Here is a 12,943-nt window from a genome sequence, read left to right on the forward strand (position 1 = left end):
ATGTGAGTTGTAAACCCAGAATACGGGCGAGTGTCGGGGAGTCAACAGCGCGGCGCGTGGATAGACTGTGCGGCACACCACGGCACGGGGCGGCGCGATGGCAGAGGAAGAACGCAGCGGCACGACACCGGTCCTGGTGCTGCGCAAGTTCAAGCAGATCCTCGAGTCGTTCACCATCGACGACCCCGAGCTGACGCTGCAGCAGATCACCCGGTCGACCGGGCTGCCGGCGAGCACGTGCCAGCGGCTGGTGCACAACCTGGTGCGCGAGGGCTTCCTCGACCGCTACGACGACACCTACCGCGTCGGGCTCGGCCTGGTCCGCTGGGCGGCGCCCGGGACGTTCGGCCTCGACCTGGTCCGGCTGACCCGGCCGGTGTTGCAGCAGTTGCGCGACGAAACGGGCGAGACGGCCTGCCTCTATGTCCGCGACGGCGCGTACCGCACGGTGATCTCGCTGGCCGAGTCCCGGCACCCGGTGGTCCGGCTGTTCGTGGTCGGCATGGTGATGCCGCTGCACGCCGGTTCGGCCGGGAAGGTGTTCCTGGCCTGGGACAAGCTGGCGATCAAGGACGCGATCGGCCACGGCCTGGCCCGCTTCACCCCGCGCACGGTCGTCGACATCGACCTGCTCACCGAGCAGCTGGGCCAGATCCGCGAGGCCGGCTACGCGGTGAGCTTCGAGGAACGCGACCTGGGCGCGGCGTCGTTGAGCGCCCCGGTGTTCGGCCTGAACGGCGAGGTCAGCGCGGCGATCGGGATCGGCGCGCCGACCCAGCGGTTCACCGCTGCCGACGTGCCGCGGCTGGCCCCGATCGTGACCGAGGCCGGGCGCCGCGCTTCGGAGCGGCTCGGGTACCGGCCGGGTGTCGAGCGGGTCGCCGCTCTCTGATCCATCCTGTCTTCGCGACGTGCCGCGCACGGTCGCGCCCTTGACTCTGATGCGGGCCCGTCACATTATGGGTTGACCAACCACATAGTGGAGAAGTCAAAGGAGACGACGGATGGCGAACATCCCCGACGCCGCCGTGCCGGACACCGGCACGATCGCGGGCCGGCTCGACCGGCTGCCCATCACCCGCACGCACCGCCGGGCCACCGTCGCCGTCGGGCTCGGGCTCTTCTTCGACTTCTACGAGGTCTTCCTGACCGGCGTGCTGAGCTCGGTGCTCGTCAAGGAGTTCTCGCTCACCAAGGCGGAGCTGCCGCCGCTGCTGGCGTCGACGTTCGTCGGCATGTTCTTCGGTGCCCTGCTGCTCGGCCGGCTCGCCGACCGGTTCGGCCGCCGCGGCGCCTTCCTGCTCAACCTCGGGCTCTACTCGCTGTTCTCGCTGCTCGGCGCGTTCAGCGGCAGCGCGCTGATGCTGCTCGTGACGCGGTTCTTCGCGGGCATCGGCCTGGGCGCGGAGCCGCCGCTGGCCGACACCTACCTCACCGACCTGCTCCCGGCCCGCAAGCGCGGCCGGTTCATCGCGTGGGCGTACACGCTCGCCTTCTGCGGCTTCCCGGTCGTCGGCTTCCTCGCCCGCGGCCTGACCGAGCACGAGATCCTCGGCATCGCTGGCTGGCGCTGGCTGTTCGTGCTCGGCGCGCTGGGCGCGGGCGCGGTGTTCCTGCTGCGGCGCGGCCTGCCCGAGTCGCCGCGGTGGCTGGAATCGGTCGGCCGCACCGAGGAAGCCGAGTACCTGGTGATGGGCATGGAAGCCGAAGCCCGCGGCACCGTGGCCGCGACGCCGGCCCCGCCGCGCGGCACCACCCGCAAGCGCGCCGCCGCGCCGGTGCGCGAGCTGTTCGGTCCCGCGCTGCGCCGCCGCACCGGGATGATGGTCGTCTTCCACGTCCTGCAGACGCTCGGCTACTACGGCTTCGGCACGCTCGTGCCGCTGGTGCTGGCCGCCAAGGGGTACGCCGTCTCGCAGTCGCTGCTGTTCGCCGCGCTGACCTACCTCGGCTACCCGGTCGGGTCCGCGCTGTCGCTGCCGATCGTGGAACGCGTCGAGCGCAAGTACCTCGTCGTCGGCTCGGTGCTGGCGATGGCGGCGTTCGGCGTCGCCTTCGGCTACGCGGGGTCGATGGCGCTGATCCTCGTGTTCGGCTTCCTCTACACCGCGACCAGCAACCTGTTCTCGAACGCCTTCCACATCTACCAGGCCGAAATCTTCCCGACGGCGCTGCGCTCGACGGCGTCCAGCGGCACCTATTCGCTTTCCCGCCTGGCCAGCGGCGCGATGCCGTTCGTGCTGGTGCCGCTGCTGAACTCGCACGGCCCGACGACGCTGTTCCTGGTCGTGGCGGGCGCGCTGGTGGTGGTCGCGCTGGACGTCGCGGTGCTCGGCCCGCGCACGACCGGCCGGCGGCTGGAGAACGTCAACGACGAGACCGCGCCGCCGCTTCGCTGACGGTCACGACCCGGCGACCCGATCCGGGAGCGCCGGATCGGAGGAGGCCAAGTCCCTCGATCCGCCGCTCCCGGACCTTCGCGCCCGCTCGTTCAGGACACCTCGCGCTTCCGGTCGAGGAGCCCGCGCCGCAACGTCGTCAGGGCGCGGTGCTGGGCCACCCGGACCGCGCCCGCGCTGCTCAACCCCACCGCCGTCGCCGTCTCCTCGGCCGACAGGCCCAGGATGATGCGCAGCACCAGGATTTCCCGCTGGCGGGGCGGGAGCGTGTCGAGCAGCCCCTCCGACCAGTCCAGCCCCGCGGCGCGCTCGACCTCCTCGCCCGTCGGATCCGGGCCGGTCCACCGGTCGACCGGCAGCTCGGCCACCGGGCTCGTCCGGTCGCGCGCGCGACGGCGGTGGAAGTCGGACACCTTGTGCGCCGCGATGCCGAACACGAACGCCAGGAAGCCATCGGGCGCGTAGCGGTACCCGGGCAGCGCGCCGACCACCGCCAGGAGCACTTCCTGCGCGCAGTCCTCGGCGTCCGACGACCCGTCCTGCCACGTGCCGAGCCGGCCGAGGCAGTAGCGGAACACCATCGGCCGCAGTGCGCGCAGCACCCCCGCGACCGCGGCGCGGTTGCCGGTCATCGCGGACCGGACCAGCGAGGGGTCGAGGCTGAACGTCGCCGTCGGTGCGGGTTCGCCCGCGGCGGACTGCGGCGGCATCGGACTTCACCTCTCCTCGGCGACGGACGGTCACGACGCTAGGTCACCCGGAGTGGCCGCCACACCGGCCGGGCGGCCGCCACGGCTCGGGTCTTCCGGCCCTGGTGCCCACACCCCCGGTGTGTGTGCCGGGGTGCGCGGCGGCGCCCGGGCCGAACGGCCCTACCGGCTGCCCCGGCCCACCGATCACGCTGGTGGCCGGGGAATTTTCACAGGAGAAACACAGGGAACGCGATGGTGGACGACGTGGGCTTCGGGCTGCTGCTGGACCGGCAGCAGTGCCTGGCCTTGCTCCGGACGGCGAGCCTCGGGCGGGTGATCTTCACCCACCGGGCCATGCCGGCGGTCCGCCCCGTGCGGTTCGCCGTCGTCGACGACGCCGTGGTGTTCGCCGTCCCGACCGGGAGCCCCCTCTACGCGGGCGCCCGCGACGCCGTGGTGGCCTTCGAAGCCGACGACTTCGCCGACGACTTCGGCGCCGGGTGGTACGTCAGCCTGCTGGGGCGGGCCACCGAGTCGCCCGTCGACGCCGCCGGCGTCGCCTGCCTGTGCCCGTGCCCGGCCCTGAACGGCCGCCGGTTCCTGCGGATCCCGGTCGAGACCATCAGCGGTCACCGCATCAGCTGCCACTCCGCGTAACAAAGCCATTCCGCCGATCGACCCACCGGATGGACGAACCGGATTGGGCCGACACGGGCAGTCGCCTGTGGGACCCTTGACGGCCCGAGGGCACTCGGGATCGGACAGACGGGGTCGGCGGGAAGTGGCGGACGAAATCGGCATGCCGGCGATCCTGGCCGCGGTGGCCGGGATCGCGCGGGAGCTGGAAGTTCCGGCGGTGCTGGAGACCGCGGTCACGGTGGTGTGCGACCTGGTCGGCGCCCCGCACGGTCGCGTCGAGCTGACCGGCCCCGAAGGCGGCGTCGCCGAACGCGGCCGGGCCGGCGGCAACGGCGTGGTCGAGCTGCCCCTGCGGGCCGGGCCGAAGGCGCTCGGCACCTTCCGGGTGGAACCGCCCGCCGGCCGCGAGTTCGGCCCCCGCGAGCGGCAGGTCCTGGGCGCGGTCGCCGCGGCGACCGCGATGGCCGTCGACAAGGCCGTCCTGGTCGGCCAGATGCGCCGCCGCGAGCGATGGCTCGAAGCCTCCTACGACGTCACGCGCGCCCTGCTCGCCACGAAGGACTTCCACGCGACCCTCCGGCTGATCGCCGAACGCGCGCGCGTCGTGGCCGGCGGCACGGCCGGCGCGATCGCGCTGCCGGACGGGCCGGGGCAGCTCGTCTTCGACATCGTCGAGCCGCCGGGCGAGGACGCCGACCGGCTCACCGGCGTGACCGTGCCGACCGAAGGCACCGCGACCGGGGTCGCGTACACCACCCGCAAGCCGGTCGTCGTGCGCGACTACGGGGAGCGCGTGCAGGAACAGCAGCGCGACCGCGCCGGATCGATGCCGGCGATGATCAAGGACCTCGACTCGGCGATCTCGGTGCCGCTGATCGTCGGCGAGGAGACGCTGGGCGTGCTCGTCGTCGCGAAGTTCCGGGACAAGACGCCGTTCACCGACGCCGAAGTGCAGCTGGCCGAAACCTTCGCCGGCCACGCCGCGCTCGCGGTCGAGTTCTCCCGGGCCCAGGACGCGCGCCAGCAGCTGGCGGTGTTCGAGGACCGCGACCGGATCGCCCGCGACCTGCACGACCTGGTCATCCAGCGGCTGTTCGCGACCGGCCTCGGGCTGGAGGGCGTCAGCAGGCTGATCGCGGACCAGGCGGTCGCCGGGCGCGTCGCCGGGTTCGCCCAGGACCTCGACGGCACCATCCGCGAGATCCGCAACAGCATCTTCTCGCTGCAGGCGCCCGCGCAGGCCCAGGGCAGCCTGCGCGCGGAACTGCTGCGGGTGGCCGTCGACGCGCGGGACACGCTGGGCTTCGAGCCGCGCGTGGGGTTCGACGGGCCGCTCGACGCGGCGGTGCCGGACGCCGTCCGGTCCGACTTGATCGCGTCGCTGCGCGAAGCGCTGACGAACGTGGCGCGCCACGCCGGGGCGACGTCGTGCTCGGTCGAGGTCACCGTGGACACCGCCGGCCGGCGGCTGACCCTGGCCGTGCGCGACGACGGAACGGGTCCCCCGTCCGGTCCGGGCCGGGCCAGCGGGCTGGGCAACCTGGCCGCGCGTGCGGCACGGTGGAGCGGGACCTGCGGGCTGGCGGCCGCCGAGGGCGGCGGCTCGCGATTGGAATGGACCGCGGAGCTGCCGGCGCGGACCGGCGAGCAGGGGAGTGGACGATGACGATCTCGGTGTTCCTCCTGGACGACCACGAGCTGGTCCGCACCGGGCTGAAGACCGTCTTCGAGTCCGAATCGGACATCGAGGTGGTCGGCGAGGCGGCGACCGCGGCCGAGGCGCTGGTCCGGATCCCTCAGTCCCGCCCGGACGTCGCGATCCTCGACGTCCGGCTGCCCGACGGCCAGGGCGTCGAGGTGTGCCGCGAGATCCGCTCGACGGTCGCGCCGCCGCCCGCGTGCCTGATGCTGACGTCCTATTCGGACGACGACGCGCTCTTCGGCGCGATCATGGCGGGCGCGGCCGGGTACATGCTGAAGCAGGTGTCGGGCCGGTCCCTCGTGGACGCCGTCCGCACGGTGGCCGTCGGCGGCTCGCTGCTGGACGCCACGCTGACCGCGTCGGTGATGAACAAGCTGCGCGGCGCGGACGTGGCGGCCCCGGACCCGCGGTACGAGCAGCTCAGCCCGCAGGAGCGGCGGGTGCTGGACCTGGTCGCCGAAGGCCTGACCAACCGGCAGATCGCCGAGCGGCTGTTCCTGGCCGAGAAGACCGTGAAGAACTACGTCTCGTCGGTGCTGCACAAGCTCGGGGTCGAGCGGCGCACCTCGGCGGCGGTGTACCTGTCGCAGCGACACGCCGACGGCGGCCGTTCGGGCTGATCCCACGCCCACTCGGCGCAAAGCCGTGGGGCATCCGACGTATCTGGCCGCCGATGCGATACACCTGACGGGTGACGCACGAATTGTCGTGCGCGGCAGAGGGGACAGCATGTCGGGGTTGTCGAGCGGGGACTATGTCACGCAGCAGATCCGGGCACTGGCGAGAGCCGTGCGCAGCGAAGGGGCCGGCGGGGTCGGCACGCGCAGCTTCCAGCTGGCGGAGCACCTGGCGGCGGAGGGAGGCGTCCACCGTGGCGACATCCTGACGGCGACGGCGACGCTCCTGGCGATGACGGCGTGGTGCGACGGCGAAGCCGAAGCGGCCCGCCGGTTCGCCGAGCTGGCGGGCGAAAACGACGTCGAGTCGCGTGAGCTGGTGGGGCACCTGCTGTGCCTCGAAGTCGGGGCCGAGGAGGGCTGGCTGCCGGAGGAGCAGGCGGAGGCGTTGCTGGAGTACGCCCGCCGGGCGCGACGCGGCGACCTCGCCTTGCGGGTCCGGGCGATCGCCGGGTCGCGCGGCGGACGGCACCGGCGGGACAACTGACGGTCGCCGGCGCGGCTAGCTCGGGAGGGGACGGGCGGGATCGGCCAGCACGTCCGGGTCGACCGTCCGTCCACCGCGGATCAGCTCGCGGACCGCGTCGAGGCCTTCGTCCCACTGGTTGACGTGCAGGCCGGCGACGACCCGGCCGCCCGCGAGCCAGAACGCGTGGAACGTCGTACTGGTCGGAGAAGAAGTACGGCAGGTCGTCGTACACCACTTCGCGGCCGAGCATCGACAGCGCCGCCGCCGGGCCGCCGTTCGTGGCCGCCGCCCAGTGCTCCACGCGGATGTGCCGGTCGTAGGCGGGGTGCCACGCGCTCGCGACGTCGCCGACGGCGAACACGTCCGGGTCCTCGGTGCGCAGCGACGCGTTTACCCGGACGCCGTCGTCGACCGCCAGCCCGGCTTCCTCGGCGGCGGTGCAGGTCGGCGAAGAACGCGCCCAGCTCCAGCCCGAGCGTCGCGTGCAGCGGGGACGGGCTCGGCTCGACGATCGTCACCTCGCAGCCGTAGGTCCGGGCCGCGGCCGCCGTTTCCAGGCCGATCCAGCCCGCGCCCGCGACGACGGCCCGGCCGCCCGCGGCCAGCGCGTCGCGCAGCCGGTCGGCCTGGGCGAGCCGGCGCAGGTAGTGGACGCCCTCGAGGTCGTTGCCCGGCACCCGCAGCCGCCGCGGCGACGCCCCGGTCGCCAGCAGCAGCTTCGTGTAGCCGAGGCGTTCGCCGCCCGCCAGCTCGATCTCGTGGGCGGCGCGGTCGAGTGCCGTGACGCGGCGGCCGGTCAGCCCTTCGATTCCGGCTCCGAGCCGACGAGCACGACGCGCCCGGCGAACCCTTCCGCCCGCAGCGTTTCCGCGGCCTTCGCGCCGGCCAGGCCCGCGCCGGCGATGACGAACGCGTCCATCAGGCACTCACCCCGGTCAGCGCGAAGAACTCCTGCCGCGTCTTGGGTTCCTCGCGCAGCAGGCCGTGCAGCGCCGACGTCACGGTGAGCGCGCCGGTGGCCCGCACGCCGCGCAGCGACATGCACAGGTGCTCGGCTTCGATCACGACCCCGACGCCCTTGGGCGCCAGGTGCTCCTGCAGCCAGTCGGCGACCTGCTTGGTCAGCCGCTCCTGCACCTGCAGGTCGCGCGCGAACATTTCGACGACGCGGGCGAGCTTCGACAGCCCGAGGATCCGTTCGCCGGGGAGGTATCCGACGTGCGCGACGCCGCGGAAGGGCAGCAGGTGGTGCTCGCACAGCGACTGCACCGGGATGCTCTTCGCCAGCACGAGCTCGTCGTAGCCCTCGTCGTTCGGGAAAGTCGTCAGCCGGAAGTCGCGCGGCTTCAGCATTTCCGCGAAAGCGCCGGCCACCCGCCGCGGCGTGTCGCCCAGGTGCTCGGACGACGGGTCCTTCCCCAGGGCGCGCAGCAGGTCGGCGACCGCGCGTTCCGCCGCGGGCAGGTCCATCGCGTCGCGCTCGTGGACGACGCCCAGGTGCCGCAGCGGCACCGGTTCGCTGACGGGTTCGACGGTCACGGAGGCCTCCTTCTAAAACCAAGACGTGCCGACGTTAGAAGTCCGCCGGGGTTTTCGTCAACGGTTGTGTGTTTTAGAGTGCTCGGATGCACAAGTCCCAGGCCGGCGCGCTGGCCGCGGTCGCGGCGCTCGACGAGCCGACGCGCCGCCGGCTGTACGAGTACGTCGTCCGGCGCCCGCAGCCGGTCAGCCGCGACGACGTCGCCGCGGCCCTCGCGGTGCCCCGCGCGACCGTCGCCTTCCACCTGGACCGCCTGGTGGAGGAGCAGCTGCTGGCCGTCGAGTACGAGCGCCGCAGCGGCCGCACCGGACCGGGCGCGGGCCGCCCGGCCAAGCTCTACCGCCGGTCGGACCGCCAGGTGAGCGTCTCGGTGCCGGAGCGGCACTACGAGCTGGCCGGCGAGCTCCTCGCGTCGGCGATCGAGGAAGCCGACGAGACCGGCGGGTCGGCGCGGGAGATCCTGGGCCGCCGCGCCCGCGAGCACGGCGCGGGACTGGCGGCATCGGACATCGTCGCCGCGCTGGAGGAGCACGGGTTCGAGCCGCGTGTGGAAGGAGACGGCGTGCTGTTGGGCAACTGCCCGTTCCAGCGCTTGGCCCGGACGCACACGCGGCTGGTCTGCGAGATGAACCTGGGCCTGGTCGAGGGCCTGCTCGACGGCGCCGGCGACCGCCGGCTGCGGGCTCGGCTCGATCCGCAGCCCGGGTGCTGCTGCGTGCGCCTCGCGCCCGCCTGAGGTTCGCCGCGAGCAGGGGCGGTCGATGCCGAGCCGGCGAGGTCCGCGGCTTTCCCTTCTAGCGCGGGAGAAACGCCAGCACGCCGAGGAACGCGCCGAAGCCGACGAGGGCCGCTGAGGCGATGCGGTGGAGGCTTCGGCCGCGCAACCTCCTCGCGAGCCGTGTGCCCAGCAGCGTTCCCGCGCCCGCCACGACCCCCAGCACGCTGCCTAGTCCGAAGTGGACGGACCCGTGCGCCGCGTAGCCGAGGGTCGCGAACCCCACCAGTGGCAGCTGGATCAGCTGGCCGGCGGCGATCGTCGTCAGCGCGGGCACGCCCAGGGCCAGCAGTACCGGGACGAGCAGCACGGGTCCGCCGGTGCCGGTCAGCGCCGAGCCGAACCCGACGGCCGCGCCGACCGCGACGGCGGCCGGCGCGGGCAGCTCGAGGGCTTCGCGCGGGCGCGCCCAGAGGTTGAAGGCGCCGGAACCGGCCGTCACGACGGCGAGGACCAGCCAGAGCGCCGTCGCCGGGACGACGCCGTTGACCAGGGCGCCGGCCGCCGCGGCCGGGGCCGCTCCGAGCGTGAGCCACCCGCCGAAGCGCCACGGCATGGCCTGGTGACGGGCGTAGGCCGTGGTGCCGACGATCCCCGTGAACAGGAAGGCCCAGCTGCTCGTGCCCGCCGCCGTGTGGACGTCGAGGCCGGCGAGCCACGTCAGCGCGGGCGGCAGCAGGACACCGCCGATGCCGATCGCTCCGATGAAGACGCCGACCGGCACCGCCAGCAGCAGAACGGCCACCACGGCGCCGACGCTAACACGCCGTTCCTACTTGGCCGGCACCTCGCCGAGCCGGGTGGCGACGCCCGTCGTGAGCGCGCTCGCGCCGATCTCCGTGCCCGGCTTGATCCACGGCTCGTCCGGCTCCGCGCCCGCCACTTGGCGCTCGCCGATGAACTGCCCCGTCACCGGGTCGATGATCAGCTGGCGGATCTCGTGGCGGTCGTCGAGACCGAGGGCGACGCCGGTGCGGCCGTCGAGGTTGGTCTCCGCCGCCAGCACCGTCATGCCCGGGATCTTCGCCAGCGCCCGGTACCACTGCGCGCGCAGCCCGGCCGGCATCACCCCGGCCCGGAGGATCTCGATGCCGTAGTGGAACATCGCCCGGGGCGTCGAGCCGCGGCCCGCCGTCAGTGCCCGCAGCTTCGCGTACAGCGCCGCCGGGTCGTGCGGCAGCGTCGCGTAGAACGCCGGGCTGTCCCAGTCGGTGGGGTCGTCGCACTTCTTGGGCGGCTTGGCGTTCGGGAAGAAGTCGCCGCAGCGGCCCTGCCACTGGCCCTGGTCGGTGTCCGTGACCTCCGGTACGGGTGCCTGGGACTGCGGCACCGAGCCGCCCAGGAACTTCCCGGTGTTCAGGATCCTTCGGTTCTCCTGCCAGACGTCGTGCTCGTCGGCCGGGATCCAGCGGTCGACCTGCTGCTCCCAGAGGTACGTGTACCCGGTTGCGGCGCCGATCTGGACGCCGCGCTGCACCCACGTGTGCTCCGCGACGAAGCGGAACTGCCCCGGCCCGACGGGCTGGTCGGCCGCGCCGACGCTGAGGTCGGCCGCCCGGTTCAGCACCTGCGCGGCCGACATCAGCTTGATGTCGGGCCAGTTCGCGGTAGGGGTCGTGCTCGGGTGCGCGCTCGGCGGGGGACCCGCGGCCGCCGGGGCGTCCGGGGCCGGGCCGGTCTGGACGACGACGGCCACCGTGACCGCGCCGGCCACGGCGGCGGCGACCGGCACGGCGATCCACCGGCGGGTCCGCTTCTGCCGCAGCGGGACGACAGCGGGCGTGACTGCCAGCTCGGCCATCAGCCGCGCCCGGGCGGCGGAGAGGTCGGCCGGCGCCGTGCGGGCGTCGCGGTGGAGCAGCTCGAGGGTTTCGTCGAGCTCAGGCATGGGGGTTCTCCTCGGTGGGGACGAGCAGGGCCTGGAGGCGGTGGCGGACGCGGTGCAGGCGCGAGCGGACCGTGCTGGCGGGCACGCCGAGCGCTTCGGCGACTTCCGCCGGTTCGAGCCCGGCCCAGGACGTGAGCAGCAGGACGTCGCGGTCCTGTTCGGACAGCGCGGCCAGCTCGCCGGCGAGCACGCGCAGGCGCGCGGCCGCGTCGACCCGGCCGGCCACCGCGGTGTCGTGGTTGTCCTCCGGACGCTCTTCGACGCCGGCCTTCGCCGTCAGCTGGAAACCGCGCACCTCCTGGCGCACGTGGTTGCGCAGCAGGTTGGTGGCGATCCCGTAGAGCCAGCCGCGGATGGGCGCCTTCGCCGGGTCGTAGCTGGCGCGTCTTCGCAGCGCGACGACGAACGTCTCGGCCACGAGGTCGTCGGCGGCGTGCACGCCCACCCGGCCCGCGAGGTACCCGCGCAGGGGATGGGCGTACTCGTCGAAGAGCCGCGAGAAGACCTCTTTCGGATCCTTCGCGGCGAGGTCGGGCCGGTCGAGCCGTTCCACGATTCTGGTCACGCTACTGGTTGTCGCGACCCGCCGCCCGCGTCCCCGCTCGCCCGCCCCGATGAGACGCGGGCCACATCCGGGCTCCCGGCCCGAACAGCACCGGGGCCTGCGGACAACATCCGGTATGCCCAGGGGAAGCGCGATGCTGCTGGCCGCGACGTGTGGCGGTGTGGTGGTGGCGATGCTGGCCGCAGCCGCGGCGGTGCGGCCACCGCCCGCCGCGCCACCGCCCGCGCCGCCGCTCACGACGAGCGTGGCCACGACGGCGACTTCCGCGCCGCCGGAGACCACGTCGAAGCGCCGGACGGGCACCGCGCCGACGACCCCGGCGCGGTTCGCCCGGTCCTGACGCGCCCGGCGTCCGCCGGTGACGGCCCGTTCGGCGGTACGGTTTCCCCGGTGGTGACGCGGAGCGAGGCGAAGGGGGCCACGGTGGTGGACCGGGCGAAGCCGGGGGAGCAGGCCAGGACGTCGGCTCCGGGGCCGCGGCAGCCCAGCCTGGCCGACGTCGCCGGCATGGCCGGGGTCTCGCACATGACCGTCTCGCGCGTGGTGAACGAGAGCGGGCCGGTGCGCCCGGAAACCCGCGAGCGGGTCCTCGCCGCGGTGCAGAAGCTCGGGTACCGGCCCAACACGGCCGCGCGGACGCTGGTCACCGGCCGGTCGGGCACCCTCGGCGTGGTCGCGCTGGAGTCGAACCTCTACGGGCCGGCGAGCACCCTGTACGGCATCGAAAACGCCGCGCGCGAGGCCGGGTACGGCGTCGCGATCTGCAGCGTCACCCGGCCGGGCCGGACGTCGATCGGCGACGCGGTGGAAAGCCTGCGGCGCCAGGCGGTCGAGGGGATCGTCGTGATCGCCCCCCACGTGACGGCCGGGCGGGCGCTGGCGGCGGTGCCCGGCGACATCGCGGTGGTCGCGGTCGGCGGCGGCGAGTCGGCGCCGGTACCGGTGATCTCGGTCGACCAGTACGACGGCGCCCGCCGCGCCACCGAGCACCTGCTCGCCCTGGGGCACAAGACGGTCTGGCACCTGGCGGGCCCGGAGGACTGGCTGGAGGCCCGCGACCGCGAACGCGGCTGGCGCGAGACCTTGGAGCGGCGCGGCCTGCGGGTCCCCGCGGTCGTGCGCGGCGACTGGAGCCCGCGGTCGGGCTACGAGGCCGGCCGGGCGCTCGTCGACAAGCGCGGGCTGAAGGCGGTGTTCTCGGCCAACGACCAGATGGCGCTGGGCCTGCTGCGCGCGTTCACCGAAGCCGGGATCCGGGTGCCGGAGGACGTCCAGGTGGCGGGCTTCGACGACGTCCCCGAGGCGGCGTACTTCACCCCGCCGCTGACGACGGTCCGGCAGGACTTCATCGAGGTCGGCCGGAAGACGTTCGGGCTGCTGGAGGACCGCATGGCGGGCGGCGACACCCGCGCGCGCCACCTGGTCCCGGCCGAGCTGATCGTCCGGGAGAGCACCGGCCCGCGCTGAACCGCCTCGAATGAGTCATTCAAGACAGCTTGCCGGACTGTTAGCGCTAACACGACGTCGGCACTGATCCATCCCGGTGTTGTATCTTGACCGCTTCTGTGTGATCGGCAAAGGATCGTGTTCGGTTCAG

14 protein-coding genes and 1 pseudogene are annotated in these 12,943 nt (G+C 73.6%); 9 read left to right on the top strand and 6 right to left on the bottom strand.

The window, feature by feature from the left end; all coding sequences use genetic code 11:
• The first annotated feature begins 97 nt into the window (after positions 1–97).
• Positions 98–892: an IclR family transcriptional regulator gene (locus ACZ7OH_RS34935; RefSeq protein WP_400906133.1), complete on the top strand. Its 795-nt coding sequence runs from the start codon at positions 98–100 to the stop codon at positions 890–892.
• A 112-nt stretch (positions 893–1,004) separates the two neighbouring features.
• Complete coding sequence (locus tag ACZ7OH_RS34940; RefSeq protein ID WP_470284747.1) at positions 1,005–2,399, top strand: MFS transporter; 1,395 nt, start codon at positions 1,005–1,007, stop codon at positions 2,397–2,399.
• Between the two features lie 92 nt (positions 2,400–2,491).
• Here ACZ7OH_RS34940 and ACZ7OH_RS34945 read toward each other — a convergent pair whose 3' ends face one another.
• Entirely contained in the window at positions 2,492–3,109 is a 618-nt protein-coding gene (locus ACZ7OH_RS34945; RefSeq protein WP_470284748.1) for a sigma-70 family RNA polymerase sigma factor, read from the bottom strand.
• Positions 3,110–3,343: 234 nt separating this feature from the next.
• Here ACZ7OH_RS34945 and ACZ7OH_RS34950 point away from each other — a divergent pair, with 234 nt between their 5' ends.
• From ACZ7OH_RS34950 to ACZ7OH_RS34965, 4 genes are all read left to right on the top strand, one after another.
• The gene (locus tag ACZ7OH_RS34950; RefSeq protein ID WP_470284749.1) at positions 3,344–3,748 is read left to right on the top strand and encodes a pyridoxamine 5'-phosphate oxidase family protein; all 405 of its coding nucleotides are present in this window, start codon (positions 3,344–3,346) and stop codon (positions 3,746–3,748) included.
• Positions 3,749–3,890: 142 nt separating this feature from the next.
• A complete protein-coding gene (locus ACZ7OH_RS34955; RefSeq protein WP_470284793.1) occupies positions 3,891–5,396 on the top strand; it encodes a GAF domain-containing sensor histidine kinase in 1,506 nt (501 codons plus the stop codon).
• Complete coding sequence (locus ACZ7OH_RS34960; RefSeq protein WP_400906144.1) at positions 5,393–6,052, top strand: response regulator; 660 nt, start codon at positions 5,393–5,395, stop codon at positions 6,050–6,052. The genes ACZ7OH_RS34955 and ACZ7OH_RS34960 overlap by 4 nt, the downstream gene beginning before the upstream one ends.
• Before the next feature lie 109 nt (positions 6,053–6,161).
• Positions 6,162–6,596, top strand: a complete 435-nt coding sequence (locus ACZ7OH_RS34965) for a hypothetical protein (protein WP_400906146.1) — start codon at positions 6,162–6,164, stop codon at positions 6,594–6,596.
• Positions 6,597–6,611: 15 nt separating this feature from the next.
• Here ACZ7OH_RS34965 and ACZ7OH_RS34970 read toward each other — a convergent pair.
• Together ACZ7OH_RS34970 and folE are read right to left on the bottom strand one after the other, a co-directional pair.
• Positions 6,612–7,497: pseudogene (locus ACZ7OH_RS34970) on the bottom strand (NAD(P)/FAD-dependent oxidoreductase).
• Positions 7,497–8,117 carry a GTP cyclohydrolase I FolE gene (gene folE, locus ACZ7OH_RS34975; RefSeq protein ID WP_470284750.1) on the bottom strand — a complete coding sequence of 207 codons (621 nt, stop codon included), beginning with the start codon at positions 8,115–8,117 and terminating at the stop codon, positions 7,497–7,499. The pseudogene ACZ7OH_RS34970 and the gene folE overlap by 1 nt, the downstream one beginning before the upstream one ends.
• An 86-nt stretch (positions 8,118–8,203) precedes the next feature.
• On the opposite strand from folE, the gene ACZ7OH_RS34980 reads away from it, so the two are divergent.
• Complete coding sequence (locus ACZ7OH_RS34980) at positions 8,204–8,854, top strand: helix-turn-helix transcriptional regulator (RefSeq protein WP_470284751.1); 651 nt, start codon at positions 8,204–8,206, stop codon at positions 8,852–8,854.
• Positions 8,855–8,912: 58 nt separating this feature from the next.
• Here ACZ7OH_RS34980 and ACZ7OH_RS34985 read toward each other — a convergent pair whose 3' ends face one another.
• From ACZ7OH_RS34985 to ACZ7OH_RS34995, 3 genes are read right to left on the bottom strand one after another with little or no spacing between them, the layout of a single operon-like run.
• Positions 8,913–9,641: a sulfite exporter TauE/SafE family protein gene (locus tag ACZ7OH_RS34985; RefSeq protein ID WP_470284752.1), complete on the bottom strand. Its 729-nt coding sequence runs from the start codon at positions 9,639–9,641 to the stop codon at positions 8,913–8,915.
• 24 nt (positions 9,642–9,665) lie between these two features.
• Entirely contained in the window at positions 9,666–10,781 is a 1,116-nt protein-coding gene (locus ACZ7OH_RS34990; protein WP_470284753.1) for a CU044_5270 family protein, read from the bottom strand.
• Positions 10,774–11,346 carry an RNA polymerase sigma factor gene (locus ACZ7OH_RS34995; protein ID WP_470284754.1) on the bottom strand — a complete coding sequence of 191 codons (573 nt, stop codon included), beginning with the start codon at positions 11,344–11,346 and terminating at the stop codon, positions 10,774–10,776. The genes ACZ7OH_RS34990 and ACZ7OH_RS34995 overlap by 8 nt, the downstream gene beginning before the upstream one ends.
• Before the next feature lie 115 nt (positions 11,347–11,461).
• Here ACZ7OH_RS34995 and ACZ7OH_RS35000 point away from each other — a divergent pair, with 115 nt between their 5' ends.
• Complete coding sequence (locus ACZ7OH_RS35000; RefSeq protein ID WP_470284755.1) at positions 11,462–11,686, top strand: hypothetical protein; 225 nt, start codon at positions 11,462–11,464, stop codon at positions 11,684–11,686.
• A gap of 83 nt (positions 11,687–11,769) precedes the next feature.
• Positions 11,770–12,813 carry a LacI family DNA-binding transcriptional regulator gene (locus ACZ7OH_RS35005; protein ID WP_470284794.1) on the top strand — a complete coding sequence of 348 codons (1,044 nt, stop codon included), beginning with the start codon at positions 11,770–11,772 and terminating at the stop codon, positions 12,811–12,813.
• Positions 12,814–12,943: the final 130 nt, after the last annotated feature.

The sequence above is a fragment of the Amycolatopsis sp. NPDC114478 genome (assembly GCF_055633805.1).